The 18614-nt window shown below is 45.9% G+C and carries 16 protein-coding genes; 8 read left to right on the top strand and 8 right to left on the bottom strand.

Going from position 1 to position 18614, the window contains the following annotated elements:
* Nucleotides 1-60: 60 nt before the first annotated feature.
* Nucleotides 61-1881 carry a signal peptide peptidase SppA gene (gene sppA / locus QUB77_RS01095; protein WP_333169714.1) on the top strand — a complete coding sequence of 607 codons (1821 nt, stop codon included), beginning with the start codon at nt 61-63 and terminating at the stop codon, nt 1879-1881.
* 368 nt (nt 1882-2249) lie between these two features.
* On the opposite strand, the gene QUB77_RS01100 is transcribed toward sppA, so the two are convergent.
* A complete protein-coding gene (locus QUB77_RS01100) occupies nt 2250-2522 on the bottom strand; it encodes a GlsB/YeaQ/YmgE family stress response membrane protein (protein ID WP_333169716.1) in 273 nt (90 codons plus the stop codon).
* A gap of 300 nt (nt 2523-2822) precedes the next feature.
* Between QUB77_RS01100 and QUB77_RS01105 the strand changes: the two genes are divergently transcribed.
* Complete coding sequence (locus QUB77_RS01105; protein WP_333169718.1) at nt 2823-4010, top strand: tetratricopeptide repeat protein; 1188 nt, start codon at nt 2823-2825, stop codon at nt 4008-4010.
* Nucleotides 4011-4136: 126 nt separating this feature from the next.
* Here the strand turns inward: QUB77_RS01105 and QUB77_RS01110 are convergent, their stop codons facing one another.
* Complete coding sequence (locus tag QUB77_RS01110; protein ID WP_333169720.1) at nt 4137-4847, bottom strand: carbonic anhydrase; 711 nt, start codon at nt 4845-4847, stop codon at nt 4137-4139.
* Between the two features lie 242 nt (nt 4848-5089).
* Here QUB77_RS01110 and QUB77_RS01115 point away from each other — a divergent pair, with 242 nt between their 5' ends.
* Nucleotides 5090-5905 (top strand): MOSC N-terminal beta barrel domain-containing protein, encoded by an 816-nt coding sequence (locus QUB77_RS01115; protein WP_333169723.1) that lies wholly within the window; start codon nt 5090-5092, stop codon nt 5903-5905.
* A 19-nt stretch (nt 5906-5924) separates the two neighbouring features.
* Here QUB77_RS01115 and ylqF read toward each other — a convergent pair whose 3' ends face one another.
* Both ylqF and QUB77_RS01125 read right to left on the bottom strand, forming a co-directional pair.
* Nucleotides 5925-6779 (bottom strand): ribosome biogenesis GTPase YlqF, encoded by an 855-nt coding sequence (gene ylqF / locus QUB77_RS01120; RefSeq protein ID WP_333169726.1) that lies wholly within the window; start codon nt 6777-6779, stop codon nt 5925-5927.
* Between the two features lie 287 nt (nt 6780-7066).
* Nucleotides 7067-7480 carry a universal stress protein gene (locus tag QUB77_RS01125; RefSeq protein ID WP_333169729.1) on the bottom strand — a complete coding sequence of 138 codons (414 nt, stop codon included), beginning with the start codon at nt 7478-7480 and terminating at the stop codon, nt 7067-7069.
* Nucleotides 7481-8191: 711 nt separating this feature from the next.
* Here QUB77_RS01125 and QUB77_RS01130 point away from each other — a divergent pair.
* Complete coding sequence (locus QUB77_RS01130; RefSeq protein WP_333169732.1) at nt 8192-9391, top strand: phosphoglycerate kinase; 1200 nt, start codon at nt 8192-8194, stop codon at nt 9389-9391.
* Nucleotides 9392-9567: 176 nt separating this feature from the next.
* Nucleotides 9568-10284, top strand: a complete 717-nt coding sequence (locus tag QUB77_RS01135; protein ID WP_333169735.1) for a pentapeptide repeat-containing protein — start codon at nt 9568-9570, stop codon at nt 10282-10284.
* A gap of 223 nt (nt 10285-10507) precedes the next feature.
* Here QUB77_RS01135 and QUB77_RS01140 read toward each other — a convergent pair whose 3' ends face one another.
* The 4 genes from QUB77_RS01140 to QUB77_RS01155 form a co-directional block, all read right to left on the bottom strand.
* Nucleotides 10508-11173, bottom strand: coding sequence for a response regulator (locus tag QUB77_RS01140; RefSeq protein ID WP_333169739.1), 666 nt, complete (start codon nt 11171-11173; stop codon nt 10508-10510).
* Nucleotides 11174-11486: 313 nt separating this feature from the next.
* Nucleotides 11487-12833 carry an EAL domain-containing response regulator gene (locus QUB77_RS01145; RefSeq protein WP_333169741.1) on the bottom strand — a complete coding sequence of 449 codons (1347 nt, stop codon included), beginning with the start codon at nt 12831-12833 and terminating at the stop codon, nt 11487-11489.
* 583 nt (nt 12834-13416) lie between these two features.
* Nucleotides 13417-13686 carry a hypothetical protein gene (locus QUB77_RS01150; protein ID WP_333169744.1) on the bottom strand — a complete coding sequence of 90 codons (270 nt, stop codon included), beginning with the start codon at nt 13684-13686 and terminating at the stop codon, nt 13417-13419.
* 223 nt (nt 13687-13909) lie between these two features.
* Nucleotides 13910-15814 carry a serine/threonine-protein kinase gene (locus QUB77_RS01155; RefSeq protein WP_333169746.1) on the bottom strand — a complete coding sequence of 635 codons (1905 nt, stop codon included), beginning with the start codon at nt 15812-15814 and terminating at the stop codon, nt 13910-13912.
* Nucleotides 15815-16116: 302 nt separating this feature from the next.
* On the opposite strand from QUB77_RS01155, the gene QUB77_RS01160 reads away from it, so the two are divergent.
* From QUB77_RS01160 to QUB77_RS01170, 3 genes are all read left to right on the top strand, one after another.
* A complete protein-coding gene (locus tag QUB77_RS01160) occupies nt 16117-17646 on the top strand; it encodes a phenylacetate--CoA ligase family protein (protein WP_333169748.1) in 1530 nt (509 codons plus the stop codon).
* Nucleotides 17647-17731: 85 nt separating this feature from the next.
* Entirely contained in the window at nt 17732-18148 is a 417-nt protein-coding gene (locus QUB77_RS01165; RefSeq protein WP_333169750.1) for an element excision factor XisH family protein, read from the top strand.
* The gene (locus QUB77_RS01170) at nt 18136-18471 is read left to right on the top strand and encodes a XisI protein (RefSeq protein ID WP_333169752.1); all 336 of its coding nucleotides are present in this window, start codon (nt 18136-18138) and stop codon (nt 18469-18471) included. The genes QUB77_RS01165 and QUB77_RS01170 overlap by 13 nt, the downstream gene beginning before the upstream one ends.
* Nucleotides 18472-18614: the final 143 nt, after the last annotated feature.

Raw genomic sequence — 18614 nt, forward strand, 5'->3', positions numbered from 1 at the left:
GCTATAACTAATGACTAATGACTATTGACTATTGACTAATAACTAATTACCACTTATCTAATGAAAGATTTCCTAAAATATACCTGTGCAAGTTTACTGGGAACCTTCCTAGGACTGCTGCTGCTGGGCAGCATCGGATTGGGGGGACTGGTACTGCTAATTGCTATGGCGGCATCGTCGTCTAAAGATTCAGGCCCGCAAGTTAAAGATAAGTCTGTATTGGTATTAGACCTTTCTTTAAATATCACCGACAGCAAACCGAGCCGTAGCACTAGCGCGGCGATTGAAGAAGTGCTTTCGGAAGATTCCGGCGATACAGTGACGCTGCGGACTGTTTTAGACACGATCGAATATGCGAAAAAAGACCCGAAAATCGTTGGTATTTATCTCGAAGGCAGCTCGGATTCCAGCAGCAGCGGGTTTGCGAATCTCAAAGAAGTACGATCGGCCTTGCAGCGTTTCCGAGATGCCAAAAAACCCATTTTTGCTTACCAGATGGACTGGAATGAGCGAGATTATTACCTCGGTTCTGTTGCTAATACAATTGCAGTCAATCCTTACGGCGCTTTGGAAATCAACGGTTTTAGCAGTCAGGCAATGTTTTTTACGGGTGCTTTGGAGAAATACGGCGTGGGAGTGCAAGTGACTCGCGTCGGCAAATACAAGTCAGCCGTTGAGCCGTTTTTGCTCACAAAAATGAGTCCCGAAAATCGCCAGCAAACTCAAAAGTTGCTCGGAGATATGTGGGGAGAATACCTGCAAACTGTCGCCCCGAGTCGCAAAGTGACTGTTCCGCAACTGCAAGCACTTGCAGATAAGGGCGGAACTTTGATGGCTGACGAAGCTCTCAAAAGCAAGTTAGTTGATAAAGTTGTATATTTTGACGAAATATCGACAGAACTCAAAAAACTCACAGGAACCGATGGCGAAAACAAATCTTTCAAGCAAATTAGTTTGAAAAATTACGCAAGAGTTGCTGAGGATAAAAACTCAACTCGCGCTAACAAGAAAAACCAAATTGCTATACTTTACGCCGAGGGAGAGATTGTAAACGGCGAAGGGGGCCCGACTCAAGTAGGAGGCGATCGCATCGCTCAAGAAATGCGGAAAATCCGAGAAGATAACGACGTAAAAGCAGTGGTTTTGCGCGTCAACAGTCCCGGAGGTAGTGCGACGGCGGCCGAAGTAATTGGACGCGAAGTTATGCTGACAGGCAAAAAGAAACCAGTTATCGTTTCGATGGGCAATTTAGCAGCTTCCGGCGGCTATTGGATTTCGATGGGTTCCAACCGCATTTTTGCCGAACCCAATACGATTACCGGTTCGATAGGCGTTTTTGGAATGCTGTTTAACGCCGAAAAGTTGGCTGCTAACAACGGCCTGACTTGGGACGTGGTGAAAACCGCCCGCTTTGCGGATACTAAAACGGTTTCCCGCCCGAAAAATCCTCAAGAATTGGCGAATATTCAGAGGGTAGTCGATCGCATTTACGATCGATTTGTTACTAAAGTCGCCAACTCCCGCAAACTGCCGAAAAACAAGGTACAAGAAATTGCTCAAGGCAGGGTGTGGTCTGGTACGGCCGCGAAAGAGTTGGGTTTGGTCGATGAAATTGGCGGGCTTGAAGATGCTGTCAGAGAGGCTGCTAAGCAAGCTAAACTCGGCGACGATTGGAAGTTGGAAGAATATCCCAAACGCCGCACTTTGGAGGAGCGAATTTTGGCAAGAATTTCAGGCGTTCACGTTTTGAAACCAGCCGCCAAACTCGACCCGCTAACGGCAGAATTTAAGAAAATGCAAGATGACTTGGCTGTGATCAAGTCGATGAACGACCCGCAGGGGGTTTATGTTCGCTTGCCTTTCAATTTGCGGATTGATTAGTTAATACCAAGTCCGGGATTTTTACCCCTTTGTTCTTCAGTCCCCCTCTGTTAGGACGAAAAAAATTTGGTTCTTGAACCGTTGCAAGCGCTGAGTCCGATCGGGGTTTTTAACGCGGATTTGGTAAAAGTAGGCTGACAAGCGAATTTCAAAGGTGGTACCCGCCACGTGATTTATCCGTGGAATCAATCCCAAATCGAAAATCGAAAATCCTCAAGAAAGAGCATTTATCCCTGGGGTCGCCTCTAAAATCTAAAATCGCGCAATCGATTGACGCATCCTACCCACAACTGAAAAACCCGGTTTCTTCAAGAAACCGGGTTTATGAATACCCTAAAAGTCGATCGACTGGAAATTGGCAATATTTATTATGCTGCACGCTGAGTTAACAATCCCCAGATGAAAAGTAGAACGATCGCACCTACAACTGCAAAAGCTATGCTGGGTAGAGTCAATGCTCCGACAGAAGCTCCGCCGCTCCCCCCAAGGAACATATTACCTAGATAACCTCCCACTAGGGCGCCCAAAATTCCTAAACCTGTTGTTGCCAGAAAACCGCCACCTTGAGTTCCCGGATAAATGGCTTTGGCGATCGCACCAGCAATGAGTCCTAGAACAATCCAAGCAATAATATTGCCCATGTCTTTTTCTCCTGAATACTTAAACTTTTCTCGTCCCTTGTCTTATGTTCTTAGAATAACAACCGCTATCGAGCCTTTACCTCTACCGCAGGGATGAACCGAAAGTGGTAGGATTTATCATGAATCGTCCGAGTTTGAGGCTTTTTAATATGTCAAAAGAGTTAACCGACTTTTTCTAGCGAAGAAAGGTACTTATGCTCAAAGCAAAAGGGAAATAGGAGAATCTTTTCTGGGACTTTTTGTGTTTTGGTGGTGAAAAAAATTACAATGTTTCTGTGAAATGAGGAAAGTTTGCGCCCGATGGATCTGACTCTGTGCATGATTGTGAAGAATGAAGAGGCAACACTGTCGCGGACTTTGGACAGCGTTAAGGGTGTTGTTGACGAAATGGTGGTGGTGGATACGGGATCGGGCGATCGCACCCGTGAAATTGCCCGAGAATTTGGCGCGAGGGTTTATGACTTTGAATGGTGCGACGACTTCGCAGTGGCGCGCAACGAGTGTCTGAAGCACGCCCAGGGCGACTGGATTTTGGTGTTGGATGCCGATGAGGTTTTGGTACCGGAGATTTTACCTCAAATTAAGCAGGCAATTGCGAGCGATCGGCTGCTGCTAATCAATCTCATCCGCCAAGAAATCGGTGCCTCTCAATCTCCCTATTCCCTAGTGTCGCGCTTGTTTCGCAATCGCCTCGATATCCGCTTTTCTCGCCCTTACCACGCAATGGTAGATGACAGCGTGGCTGAGATTTTGCAGAGGGAACCACAATGGAAAATAGCTTCTCTCCCCGATGTGGCGATTTGGCACTCTGGTTATCAAAAAGATGCGATCGCCGCAAAAAGTAAATTCCAAAAAGCTCAAGCAGCAATGGAACGCTATATAGCTTATTATCCCAACGATGCTTATGCTTGTAGCAAATTAGGTGCGCTGTATGTAGAAAGCGGGCAAATTGGGCGGGGAATTAATTTATTAACCAAAGGCTTGACTGCTGCGGCAATTAATGAATCTATTCTTTACGAACTGAACTATCATTTGGGAATTGCATATCGCCAGCAGCAGCAATTTGTTAAAGCAAAAGAACACTATCAAGCTGCAATTAATACAGATGTGTTCCCCGCGCTCAAGTTGGGTGCTTACAATAATTTGGGCAATTTGCTCAAAGAGGAAGGAGATTTGAAATCTGCCGAAAAAGCTTACAAAGCAGCTTTAAAAATTGACCCCAATTTTGGAGTAGGTCACTACAATTTGGGATTGACGCTGAAGGCAGCCGGAAATTTAGCAGATGCGATCGCCTATTACCGACAAGCGATAAAAATCGATCCCGAACACGCGGAAGCTCATCAAAACTTGGCAGTAGCGCTGTTAAAAATTGGCAAAATGCCAGAGAGTTTAGCAGAATTCAAAAGAGCGATCGCCCTTCACGAACAGCGTCGCCCATTTGAAGCAGAACGCCTACGCCGGGGACTGCAAGAAATGGGTTTACTTTAAACTTGCATATCTACTTTATCGTTACCCAATAATTCTTAGGGGCAATCCCCGATGGTTTCCCCTCGCTCCCCAAGGGGTAGGCAAAGAAAGGCACTACCCTACAAATTATGAAAATTACCAGCAAAATCAAGCAATTATCTCTACTTTGCCGCTATCCAAATCGTAGCGGCCCCCAACAACTTTAAGCTTGCCCGCTTTGACTGCTTCAGCTAAAATAGGCGACGAGGATTGTAACTTATCTACATTCATTTTCACATTAGCTCTGACTGCGTTATCCCACGCATCGCCTGTTTGACCTTTGGTCGAATCAACTGCGGGTTTAATCGCAGCCACCAAAGTGCTAATGTGACCAGGCACAGCTTTGCCATCTAAAGCTGCTTGGACAGCACCGCAGCGTTCGTGACCCAGAATTACTAATAGTGGTACGCCTAATTCTAAGGTGGCATATTCTATATTTCCGAGAACCACATCGTCGAGAAAATTGCCAGCTACTCGGATATCAAATAAATCCCCCAATCCTTGGTCGAAAATAATTTCGGGAGTAACGCGCGAATCAGAACAAGCCAGGATGGTTGCAAACGGATGTTGACCCTGTGCTACTTCTACAACTCGCGATCGAGCTTGGTCGGGAAATGTCCGTTTTTGCTCCATGTAGCGTTGATTCCCCTCCATTAATTTCTTAAGAGCACTGCTAGGAGTAAGCTCAGAGATTGCCTCCGCCTTTGCTGCTTCAGCTTGTAAAAACGCAGGTGCAAAGCTTGCCGCCAGCATCCCTGCACCAGCCTTCAACATTAAATTACGTCTCGAAATCATGCCTTTTTTTTCGCTTTCAGTCATTGCTTATAACTCGGTTAAATTGTTGAATTTTTTCTATTTTATAGCATAATATCTACCACCAGCTAAGTCAGACTTCTTTGATTTTTCTTTACAAGGTACTCCGGCACAATGCAAACTTCAAAAAAGCGACCCATTTTTATTTCATTCATATTTTATTTAGTAAAGCCAACTGCGGTCATCCTTCTGTCGGCAGGGGATGCTAGAATGTATCTAAAACGACAATTATTTATCAATGGCTCGAAATGTCCTACGTCGCCAGCATTCATATCTATCCGGTCAAGTCCCTTGACGGCATAGCAGTCAGTCAAGCAACTATTCTAGCCAGCGGAGCTCTAGAAGGCGATCGCTCTTTTGCAATCTGCGATGCAGCAGGAGAATTGGTTAACACTAAGCACAACAGCGGAGTCTGTTTTCTACGCTTATCCTTTGATATCAAAAAGAGAATTGCCGGCCTAAAAATTCAAGGCACCGAACAAGAAATATTTTTTCATGTAGATAGAGAACGCTTGGGAATAGAATCTTGGTTGAGCAGCTACTTCGGTTTTCCCGTCAAGTTAATTGAAAACTTGCTGACTGGTTTTCCCCACAATACCGCTGCACCAGGGCCAAGCATTATCAGTACCGAAACAATTGCCGAAGTTGCATCTTGGTTTCCGAGAGTTTGCGTTAATGAGATGCGCCATCGCTTGCGAGCTAATATTGAAATAGGAGATGTCCCGGCTTTTTGGGAAGACCAACTTTTCTCACAATCCGATGAAATTGTGAGGTTTAAAATAGGAACAGTAATATTTGAAGCTATTCATCCCGGTCAGCCATGTATCCTATCTACGCGAAAGTATGGGGCGAAAGCAGGCGAGCCAAATTTTAAAAATATACTAACAGCCAAGCAGAAGGAAATCATGCCTGACTTGGTAAAAAAAGGGCATTTAAATCACTTTAGTCGGCTGATAGTTAACACGCGACTCGCACCTCAAGCAGGAGAAAAAATATTACATATAGGAGACGAAGTTCAAATTATCACCGTCAGCAAATCCCTATTTAATACCATTTCTGATTAGTTGTAGGTTACGAGTCTGCTCAAGCCGGCGGCAACTCCAAAGTAAGTTGACCCAAAACACCAGTTCTAAAATCGTTTAACATCTGCCGCGCCGTTCGTTCGACATCTCCTTTATACTTGTCTTTTGCGACCTCGTGCAAATAATCTTCACCATTACTAGAGGCTGGATCTAATTTATACCTGGATTTGAAACCAGATATTGATATCAAAGTCTCATCAGCCGCTTGCAGCCCTCGGAGCAAATCTACCATCGCTGCTGCTACTACCTGATTGTCGTAAGCTGCTTCGCCAATATCTTCGCAAATAGCTAATTTTATGGCATTTTCTTGATTGTTAATTCGGGTTGGGATCACTCCAGGCGCGTCTAATAATTCAATTTCGTCAGAAATGCGAATCCATCGGAGCGATTTAGTTACTCCAGCTCTGCGGGCACTGTCCACCACTCTCCGCCCTAACAGCCGATTAATTAGAGCAGATTTTCCCACATTGGGAAATCCCATCACCACTGCACGGACTGGACGGGGCAGCATACCTCGATCGAACCTTCTTTTATTTAGCTGCACCCCAGCATTCTGCACCGCATCCGCCACAGCGTCTACTCCTTGACCGTGCTCGGCATTAGTAAAATACGCAGTTTCCCCCTGGGCCTCAAACCATGTTTCCCACGCCTCGCGCGATCGAGGCGTAATCATATCCATGCGGTTGATCACCAAGACTCGCGGCTTGCCGCCCACCCAACTTGGCATTTGGGGGTGATAAGTAGCCAATGGAATGCGGGCATCTCGGACTTCGAGCACCACATCTACCCGCTTTAGCTGTTCTTTTAATGCCCGTTCAGCTTTGGCAATGTGACCGGGATACCAGTGAATTTTCATTAGTTAGTTGACTGTTGACTGTTGACTGTTGACTGTTGACTGTTGTTAGGAATGAGAATTAAATAACTTACAATGCGTGATGGTTCTTGTGGGATGGGCGTCCCGCCCGCCCAGAAAGGGCGGGCGGGGCCCCCCACTTTCCTTGTGTAAATTATTTAATTCGCGCTCCTTAGTTATTAGTTGTTAGTTGTTAGTTGTTTTGTGAGTTGTTAGTTGTTAATTGACAGTTGTTATTGGTTAGTTGTCAACTGTCAACTGTCAACTGCCAACTGTCAACTGTCAACTGACTAAGGCACAATCAAAACTGCACAAGGAGACAGATTGATCACCCGATTGGTAACGCTGTCAGACGCCCCATCCTCGGTTAAACCCATCCCCCGACAGCCCATCACAATCAAATCGGCCCCAATTTCGTCAGCCACATCGCAAATCGTGAAAGCAGGTTTGCCTTCCCGTTCTATGATTTCAGCTTCAATTCCCTGCTGGGAAAACATCGATTGGGCCTCAGAAAGAAGTTTGGCGACTGCTTCGGGGGAAGTCATCACCTCTCGCGCGGGGGCGTCTGCCTCCTCGGCTGGGGGCTCGACTACCGAGAGAATAACTAAACGAGAAGCGTAGGTTTTCACAATATTGACAACCTTTTCCGCGGCTTCGCGGGCTTCTCTGCTTTGATCTACAGGAAATAAGACAGTCTTGAACATAACGCACATCTCCCGGTACGGACTCCGATAAAATGTTTACCAAGAAATTGGGTTTAAAGCCCTGTCCTTCTAGGACGGCTTTTTATTCAATGTTTTAATATAGTCCCTGAGAACCTCAGCAGGCCATACTTGCTCCAATTCAGCATCAGCAACTAACTCCTCCCATTCCATTTCAGTTAGCCGTAAGTTGTATACTTTGGTTCTTGCCATTGTCACCTGTTTAATGTACTGTGCTAATTATAGTGGCAAAGGTAATCAACCACTTACAAAACCTGGCTGCCCAACGGCAAAGCACTGAACCTTGACAATTAAATCTATGCGGTTCTACTGCATTGTTCTAGTTTTTTCCTAGCAGTGGGTAAAGGATTTATAGGGGCTAGACGAACAGTATTGTGAAACAAATTTGTTTCTTTCCTCAAACAGGACTTGCAGCAATGCAAATAGGGTAGGGCATACCCGAATTAACGCTTTGGGAGAATCCCACCTCTGGTCTAGATGACGCAAGGACTCTAGGTTAAGTGGTTTCGTTGAACCAAGAATCTCCCTGCCTGATAGTGGGAGAGTGTCAAGTTGAGCCAATCAGTGCCGTTTGTTTCATCTTCCGTTTTTTGTACGGACGCGGTTGAATGCGTCCGAGGCCCAAGTGCAAGTGACCAGTGCCGCCATTTCAACGGAATTCGACAAAAACACACATATTAGGAGGTTAATCCTGTGACAAAAAAAACTGTAGCAAATTTATCGGCATCGGACTTATCGGGCAAACGGGTACTGGTGCGGGCGGACTTTAACGTGCCGCTCGACAACGGCAATATCACCGATGATACTCGCATCCGGGCGGCTCTGCCGACAATTCAAGATTTAGCGTCCAAGGGCGCTAAGGTGATTTTGTGCAGCCACTTCGGCCGTCCCAAGGGTGTGACAGAGAAGTTGCGCTTGACGCCGGTTGCTAAACGGCTGTCGGAATTGTTGGGCAAAGAGGTCAAAAAGACTGACGACTGCATCGGTGATGAAGTCGCTGCTACAGTCGCGGCGATGCAAGATGGCGATGTGGTTTTGCTGGAAAATGTTCGCTTCTATCCAGAGGAGGAGGCAAACGACCCAGAATTTGCTAAGAAGTTAGCTTCTGTGGCCGATTTGTATGTCAATGATGCTTTTGGTACTGCTCACCGGGCTCACGCTTCTACTGAGGGCGTTACTAAGTATCTGAGTCCTTCTGTGGCTGGGTTTTTGATGGAAAAGGAACTGCAATATCTCGGCAGTGCGATCGACAATCCTCAGCGTCCTTTAGCTGCTATAATCGGCGGTTCTAAGGTTTCCAGCAAGATTGGAGTCATCGAAAAACTGCTCGAAAAGTGCGACAAACTGCTGTTGGGCGGTGGCATGGTTTTCACGTTCTACAAAGCTCGCGGCTTGAACGTTGGCAAGTCTTTGGTGGAAGATGACAAGCTGGAATTGGCTAAGTCTTTGGAAGCTAAGGCGAAGGAACGGGGAGTTGCTTTTCTGTTACCTACTGATGTGGTAGTTGCTGACAAGTTTGCTGCTGATGCTAACACTCAAACTGTCCCTGTTGAAAGCATCCCCGACGGTTGGATGGGTTTGGATATCGGCCCGGATTCAGTAAAAACTTTCCAAGATGCTTTGGCCGATTGCAAAACTGTCATCTGGAACGGGCCGATGGGCGTGTTTGAGATGGAGAAGTTTGCTGTAGGAACTGAAGGTATTGCTCATTCTTTGGCTGAACTTACTAAAACTGGTACTACCACAATTATCGGTGGTGGTGACTCGGTGGCGGCTGTGGAACAGTTGAATTTAGGTGAACAAATGAGCCACATTTCTACTGGTGGCGGTGCTAGTTTGGAGCTGCTCGAAGGTAAGGAATTGCCTGGTGTTGCTGCTTTAGATGAAGCTTAATTAAGTTAAGTAGGGCGGGCAAAGCCCGCCTTGCTGTCAGCAGGTCTATATCCTTGGCTGCGAATCATTTTTTTGAGGGTTTACCGCAGAGGGCGCAGAGAAAAGAGAGCAGGATATGGGTTTAAAGTCTATAGTTGGTTAGTATAATTTATTTGAAGTAGCAGTGAGGTTTGTTTGTGAAACTTAAACTCTTGGCAACTGTAACGGCAAGTTTAGCTTTGTTGGGGCTGGCAGCTCCCGTTAAAGCTCAAAATCCCGATCATGTTAGGCAATTGCTGGAAAGTAAAGAGTGCGAGGGCTGTGACTTGAGAAATGCTGATTTGTTCAATGCTAGCTTGTACAGAGCTAATTTAAGAGGAGCCGATTTAAGCGGAGCAAATCTCTATGAAGCTAATTTGGTAGAAGCGGATTTAAGTGATGCTAATTTGTCTAATGCTAATTTAGTCAACGCGGAGATGTACGGAGCTGACTTGGAGGGTGCTAATCTGCGGAATGCGGATTTGTCTAATGCTTTTTTGGCGCGAGCGAATCTGACGAGTGCTGATTTGCGCGTTGCTAAACTTTTTAATGCGAATCTTGCCGAAGCTTATCTGTTGCAAGCTAATTTGTCGAATGCCGATTTGAGGCGCTCGCTGCTGTTTAGAGTTAATTTGAATCGTGCGAATTTAAGCGGAGCGAATATGTCTTTCGCGGATGTGCGCGAGAGTAATTTGCAGGCTGCTATTTTGTCAAATACCAGGCTTCCTAATGCTCTATTGACCGGGACAAATATTGATGCGGCGAATAACGTGCGGCAGGCTGATTTGGGACGTGCCAACTTGCGAGGTACGAATTTGGGGCCAGGGGTTTGTGTGATAACTAATTTTCCTTATTGTGTTTTGGATTTGGAATAATCTGCCTGCTGAGTGCGTCAGCCTCCATTTTTTTGGGCAGCTACGGGAGTTTTTGCTCCCGCCCAAAAACGGATAGAAGCCTCAGACTTAAGTAGTGGAAAGAGAAAAATTTTAGACTAAAGTTTTAGCTCCCAGATGAATCTGTGGAATAAATCTAAAATCTAAAATCTAAAATCTAAAATCTAAAATCCACTGGCTGGCGCACCCTAAGTTAAGATCCGAGCTAAGTTTGAGGTGGTTTGTATCCTCTTTCTAGGGCAAATCTCACAAGCTGGGCACGATTTTCTAACTGTAATTTGCTGAAAATGCTGCCTAAATGAGCTTGCACAGTGCGGGGGCTAATAAACAGCCGATCGCTAATTTGTTTGTTAGTATAACCCTGGATAACCTCCCAAAAAACTCTTTCCTCGGCTGGTGTTAAAGGCAAAGGTGCAGGTGCTGGCAATACTGCCACAAATTGTGGTTCCACCGCCCTACCGCTAGAAGTTTGAAGCAGTCGGACAATTTCGGCGTGAATGCGGTGAGAGCGCTCTAACTGCGCTTTTACCTTAGCTAAGATTTCTTCAGACTGAAAAGGTTTTACCAGATAATCGTCAGCGCCGATCGCATGACCTTCAACTTTTGACTCAATCTCCCCTTGACCCGACAAAAATATAAACGGGACTAACTGTCCCAAACGGGTAGTTCGCAAACGGCGACAAAACTCAAACCCGTCCATTTCCGGCATCATGACATCTGAAATTACCAAATCTGGGGGGGCATTTTCAAAAATCGAGAGCGCCTCAACCCCGGAAGTAGCGCATTCCACCCGATATCCTTGACTTTCCAGGTACATTGCTAAGACTGTTTGACAGTCTGCTTCGTCGTCCACCACTAATATTCTTTCCATGACAGGCTTGCACCAATTCCAGTTGGACAGTTCTTAAAACTGCCAGTCCCAAAGTAGGAACTTAAATGAGTTTACCTCCTGCCACTTGATAAAAGCTCGCAATTTCAAGACGCCACACTTTCTCAAATAGTCCAATTAGGGGCGCCTAGCGCATAAAAGGGGAAGCAGTAGAGCAATATGGGGAACAATATTCTTCTTTGATTCGCCTAGCATCAAAAGCTACAACTTTTTATGAGGAAGCGTCAACTTTTATGCAGAAAATAGAAAATAAAAGAAAGAATTTTATTCTATTCTACAGAAATCTTGGTGACACTTACACTATTCCTAGACCCGACATGGAAAGGTTTTTAGATTTTTCGGGTTCGGACACAGGTACAAAAGGGACAACGCGAGCAGACCCTGCTGCTGGGGGCGGCGCGAACAAACTAGGGTCGGCAACCAACATAGTTTCAATTATGGCTGCTGGTTCGGGGCGGCTGAACAGATACCCCTGCATGATATCGCACTGATGTTGTTTCAAAAAATCTAGTTCTGCTTCTGTTTCCACTCCCTCAGCAATTACAGTCATATTCAAACTGTGACCCAGTAAAATTACTGCTGTAGTAATAGCAGCATTTTGAGTATCTTCGTTGGCATTACGGACGAAAATTCGATCGATCTTTAAACTGTCAAAAGCAAATTGCTTAAGATATCCTAAAGTAGCGTAACCAGTACCGAAGTCGTCAATAGCAATCCGAATTCCGAGAGCTTTTAGTTGGTTTAAAGTAGCGCCTGCTACTGTCGCATTTTCCACCAAAGCGCTTTCGGTCATTTCTAATTCTAAATTAGCAGGCTCTAAACCTGTAGTTTCCAATATTTGGACGATTCGCGCCTTGAGTTCCGGGTCAGACAACTGCCGGGCCGACAAGTTTACTGATATTGTAAATGGCGAAAACCCGGCCGCCAGCCAACTAGCGGCTTGAGCGCAAGCTGAAAGCAGTACCCACTCGCCAATCTGAATAATTAAACCTGTTTCTTCTGCTAAGGGAATAAATTCGCAGGGAGAAATTATTCCTCGATCGGGATTTTGCCAGCGGACTAAAGCTTCGGCGCCGATAACTTGACCGGTAGCAATATTCACTTGTGGCTGATAGTATACCTGAAACTCACCTTGTGCCAAAGCGTGGCGCAACAAAGCTTCGAGAGCAAACTTTTCAGGAGAGAGGGTTGTAACCTTGGTGGAGTCGTTAACTAAATCTTTGAGTCTGGCTTCTGCTTGGTGAAGTGCGACTGTTAGCGGTTGAGTAATAGTTTGCCGTTTCAAGACGCGAGAAGCAATGGCTCCCAGCAATTCAGCCTTGGTAAACGGCTTTGTCAAGTAATCGTCTGCCCCCAATTCCATCCCCCGGCGAAAATCGGTTTTGTCACTTTGAGCCGTGAGGAAAATAAATGGAATTGTTGCAGCCAGCGAGTTTTGCCGCAGAGTCCGCAACACGTCATAACCGTCGAGTTCCGGCATCTGCACGTCGCACAAAATTAAATCCGGTATCTCCGAAAGTGCCATCTGCACCCCAGCTCGACCGTTTTCAGCCGCAATGACCCGGTAGCTGTGAGATTCCAGGAGTTGCAGAAGAGTTTCCCGGATTAATTCGTCGTCTTCAATCACCAAAATTTTGAGCATTATACTTAGATAATAGATGGCACTATATATCTGAACCTGACTAACTCTAGCATACTCAAACTAGCAAATTAATAATTAAGCTAATTAGCCAATAAATGATTAGCCAAATGGCTGAATATTTCCCCTCGGTTCTTAAGTCACAATCAAAGAACTGCCCAAATTGGGAAGATTTCGATATCTTTCAAGAGCAGAAAACTGCTGCGGCCGACTTGTTTAATAAATTTTTATTACAAAATACCCCCATATTTATCATAAAAAAAACTAGCCAACCGTTTCAGTGCGCCGATGGCGGAAATTACTCAGACAATCACTTATATGATTTCCGGTTAAGTGTTCATAATTAGTCCGTGTTTTTACTGACAAGTAGAGTTTTCTCTCAATTGATGAATCAGGACGCAGTGTCCTGATTCATCCAAAAAAGGATACTTGCTTTCAGATAACAGTCGTGGAGAGATAAAAATTTTAGATTAAGGTTCAAGCTGCCAGATTTATCTGTGAAGTAAATCTCAAACCTCAAATCTCAAATCGACTAACGGAGAACTTAACTATGGTTCTCTAACCAGAAATCCTATTATGCGCTGCCTTAATTCACAGGCTTAGGGGAATTCGCGCAAAACTTTTCATCTACAATTGCAGAATTGATACTGACAGCGTGCATGGATGATGACGGAATTATCAGGTCTTGCGGAACTACCACGGTCTTTTTACAAACCAGCTCGCTACTGCCTACAGAGGCAAAGTTCCAAGCATAAAATTCGGGAGTGCTGACTGTCGCATTGGCCGGATGTAAACCTAGTGCAGTCACTAATACTAACCCAAAAGTCACTAAAGCTACGATCGCGAATCTCAGCATATTCTTTGTTTGAACCCGACAACTTGTCTGATTGGTATTACCTTATTATTGCCTGGGTGGATAGAGAGCGTCAATCGATTGCGCGATTTTAGATTTTAGATTTTAGATTTTAGCATTGACCCCACGGATAAATTCGGGGGCGTCTTTATCGGATACAGGTTTTTTATTTCTGGACGGATGAATCAGGGGGCTTGTATCCTGGATGCTTGATTGTCAATAGCAGTTATTCCGCCGTCAGGTTCAACTCGTAAGCGATCGGCTCAGATGCTTGAGAAACTACCACGAATTCATAATAACCAGTATCATCCAGCAATCCAGACCAACTAAGCCCCTCTGCATCTTCCAGTAAGGCTCGCGCGCCCTTTGTCCGCCCCGGAGTATAAATTGACAGTAGAGTAGATTTGCGCGGTGCTTGCAAATTCACGCGCAAAGTTTGATTTTGAGCGAACCTGGCAATGTAAGCTTTCCCTTCTCCGGGTTTGAGATTGCCTGTGAGGCTTTTGCTCTTCGATAGGCGGTCAAATTCAACGCTTTCAACAGTTGCTCCCGCTTGTAAGGCTTCGAGTTCGTCGGCGGTAATTGCTTGCCAAATTTGTCCGATCGGCAAACCGATGATATTGCGATCGCGCGGCTGTTCTGGAAACCAATAAAAGAACCTAGCATCAGCCAAATCGTACAAAGCCCGACTGCTCAAATTCAGCTTGTTAACCTCAGTTTTCCAGCGATCGATATCTGTGGTGTCGTAACTGCCCAACCGTGCTCTAGCGTCGCTGCTGAGATTTTCCAGCTTGTCGAGCAACTCGTCGCCGATTTTCTGCCACCTTTCGCGCCATTGGCGATCCTCATCGCCTTCTTTTAACAATCGTCCGCCCAATTCGGGGTATTTGGCATAGAAAGTCTCGTCCACAAGGTTGACATAACCGCTATAGAATCGATCGTCAATTTTGAGCTTGACAAAGCGATCTTGCAAAGCATCTTCTTGCTGCTGCTTCGGGTTTGGCGGCTGGGGAACTTTCTGCACTTTGGATTGCAGATTTAACAAAGAATTGCCCGCAAACCAGCCAACTCCCCCCATAGTTGATAACACAGCCACCACAAACAAAACCATTTTCCAAGCAGGCATTTTTTGCTGATTGCCAATAGCAGCAATTCGCACCGGAGTTCCCGGCAGTTTTGGCGCGGGGGCGGGCACGGGTATAGGCGAGAGATCCGGCGGCTGCGTGAGCCCAAAATCCGGGGCTGGCGGCAAAGGTGGCTGTAAAGGCGGATTGCCGGAAAGAGCAAGCATTACCTCGCGAGCCGAGGAGTAACGCTGGCTCGGCTGTTGAGCAAGCATTTTATCCAGCACCAGGGACAAATTCGGAGACAGAGAACATTCCGCCCGCCAGTTCCAATTGAGCGTCTGGCTGTCGAGCAACTGATGCGGTTCCTTTCCAGTCAGCAACACCAAAACCGTGGCCGCCAGAGCGTACAAATCGCTGTGGGGAGAGACGATGCCCATCTGCATCTGTTCGACGGGAGCATAGCCGAGCTTGCCGATGCGAGTCGCGGGGGCGAGAGTGCCGTTAGCCTCAGCGAAAAGAGACTCTACGGTGGCGGCGACTTGTTTTACTCCGCCGAAGTCGATGAGCACGGGCATTCCGTCAGAACTCCGCAGAATCAGGTTGTCCGGGGAGATGTCGCGGTGAATCACTCCCAAAGAGTGAATGTATTCGAGCAGGGGCAAAATCTGCAGCAGCAATTGATTGATTTCTGCTTCTATAAACCGCAAACCCTGACGCTTGCGGGCGTCGAGCAAAAAGCGGTAGGTTTGACCGGGAACGTAGTCTTGGACGAGAAATAGGTAGCCTCGATCGCTGATACTGACGCGGAAGAGTTCGCGGAAGCGCGGGATTTGATTGTGTTGCAGCTTGTAGAGCACTCCTGCTTCCCGCTCGAACAGTTCCTCGGATTTTTGTAAAGCGTAACTTCCATGTACTTGGGGCGCAAATTCTTTTAAAACGCAGGGTTCGTTAAATCGGTGGGCGTCTTCAGCGAGGTAGGTGCGCCCGAAGCCTCCGTGTCCCAATTCGCGGACGATGCGGTAGTGGTTGTTGAGAGTTATGCCGGGGTAGATGGGATTGTTCATTGGAACTTGCTGCGTCGGATTTTCACGCTTGACTGAGACTGGGAGTTTTGGGCGATCGCTGAATTAATCTTGACATAGTGTGTGAGTGTTTATTAGTCGCTCGGCAGCTTGGCTATCCCCTGTGGTTATTGTGAAAATAGCGGTTTCGTGCTATGGAAGTTTATCTACTGCGACATATTTTCGATCGACCTCAAAATGTGTTCAAATTTTTAGTGTCCAGCCCTATGTGCGATCGGGCGTTAGCGCTACTAATTGAATCTTGAGCGATCGGGGTGCAAAATACCCATTTTAAGGAGCAAATCATGCAGCCAGAACAGCGTCAGCGAGCAATTGGGGCGTTTGAAGAGTTTTTGAGAGCGCCGCTTGAGGAACGATTGCAACACCAGCAGAATCGAGTTGCCGAAGCCGGAGCGATCGCGCTTTTTCAAAAAGTCGCGGCCACAGTACCAGCTTACCAGACTTTCCTAGCTGCACTTAACATCAATCCCGCTTCAATTCAAACCTTTGAAGACTTCCAAAAATTGCCGCTAATTACCAAAGAGAATTATTTACGCTGTCACCCGCTACCTCAGTTGTGTTACGAGGGGAAATTAGAAACTTGCGATTTCATTGCTGTTTCATCTGGTTCGACAGGAAACCCGACATTTTGGCCGCGTTTTATCAGTGACGAATTGCAAATTGCTGCTCGTTTTGAACAAATATTTCACGACAGTTTTTACGCTGACACTCGCTCAACTTTAGCTGTCATTTGCTTTGCGTTGGGAACTTGGGTAGGGGGAATGTACACGGCAAATTGCTGCCGCTATCTAGCGAGTAAGGGCTATCCCGTTACAGTTGTGACGCCTGGAAATAATAAGACTGAAATATTCCGAGTTGTGCAGGAACTTGGGGAGCATTTTGAGCAAGTAGTTTTGTTGGGATATCCGCCATTTATCAAGGATGTGATTGATAGCGGAATTGCTGGGGGTGTGGAGTGGCAAAAATACCGAATTAAGATGGTGTTTGCGGGAGAAGTATTTAGCGAAGAATGGCGGAGTTTGGTGAGCGATCGCACTAATTCTGACAATCTATATTACAACTCTGCGAGCCTTTACGGTACTGCGGATGCCGGCGTTTTGGGCAACGAGACACCGCTGAGCATTTGCATCCGCCGCTTTTTAGCAAACAATCCCGAAGCAGCACGCAATTTATTCGGGGAATCGCGGTTGCCAACGCTGGTGCAGTACGATCCCAAAAGTCGCTTTTTTGAAGTGAATAATGACGGCACGCTGTTATTTTCTGGCGACAACGGCATCCCGCTAATACGCTATCACATCTCCGATAACGGCGGTTTAATTTGTTACGAAGCAATGCTCAATTTTTTGGCTGAATGGGGATTTAACCCTGTGGCACGTTTGCAGCAAGAAGCAGGTATGAAAGTTTCTGATTTCCCCAGAGGAATTCGCTGCTTGCCCTTTGTCTATGTATTCGGGCGATCGCACTTTACCGTTTCCTACTTCGGTGCCAACATTTACCCGGAAAATGTCACCGTAGGTTTAGAAGTTCCCACCATTCGGGAATGGGTGACGGGAAAATTTGTGCTGCAAGTCAAGGAAGATGCGGATCAAAATCGGTTTTTATCGGTGGTTGTGGAATTAGCAGCGGGGGTGGATGGCGACGAGGAGATGCAGCAGGCGATCGCATCTTCAATTCTCGCGCAATTGCGGCGGCTAAACAGCGAATTTGCTAATTACGTGCCACCAGAATATCAGTTACCTGTGGTGACATTAACTGCGATGGGCGATGCGGAGTATTTTCCGATTGGGGTAAAGCACCGATACACGCGGCAGTAAGTAGTTTGAATTGATGAGCTATCAGTTTTCCAAAGTCTTATGTTATTCTATAATTAGGGTGAGATTTGATGGTTCAGCTTAAAATATGCCAGCAAAAGACATCTACCACAATACTGTCAGAACAGCTCTAGAAAAAGACGGGTGGACGATAACAAACGATCCGCTACCTTTAAAAATTGGCAAACGTACTCTCAACGTCGATTTGGGTGCAGAAAAACTATTTGCTGCCGAAAAGCAAGGTCGCAAAATTGCTGTAGAAGTAAAAAGTTTTGTGAGTGCTTCACCAGTTCATGACTTAGAAGAAGCTGTTGGACAGTATATTGTCTACGAAGATATTCTAGAGCGCTCGGAACCTGAACGGATAATATATCTGGCAATTCGTGCAGAAGTTTATGCAGAAATCTTTTCTGAACCTATTGGGCAGATTTTGTTAGAGAACAAGAGATTTAAACTAATAGTTTTTGATTCATTAAAGGAGACAATTGTCAGATGGATAGACTAGATGAGTATCGCCAAATTGTTCGCAATGTTTTAGATAGTTATGCCCAGATTTCTTACGGAGATGGAGAAATTAAAAGCAGCGTTATTGTTGACAGCGAACAAAACAATTTTTTACTAATGCACGATGGCTGGCAAGGGCCTAAAAGAATTCACGATTGTATCGTTCATGTGGAAATTATCGACGGCAAAATCTGGATTCAACACGATGGTATAGAAACGGGAATTACCCCAGAACTTGTAGAATTAGGAGTGCCTAAAGACCAGATAGTTTTAGGGTTTCATCCGTATCATGTTCGGCAACATACGGGATATGCGATCGCCTAAACGCGCTTACAATACAGAAACTTAGAATAAAAAGGACGATCGCTAAATTGTATCGGGATCAATATTTAATTCTCGCAGTTTCGCGACTAGGCGATCGGCTCGTTTCTGCGCCCAGGACTATTCTGGAAGCCCGATCGCGCTTT

Origin of the sequence: Microcoleus sp. AT9b-C3 (genome assembly GCF_036705485.1) — a bacterium.
Taxonomy (GTDB): domain Bacteria; phylum Cyanobacteriota; class Cyanobacteriia; order Cyanobacteriales; family Microcoleaceae; genus Microcoleus.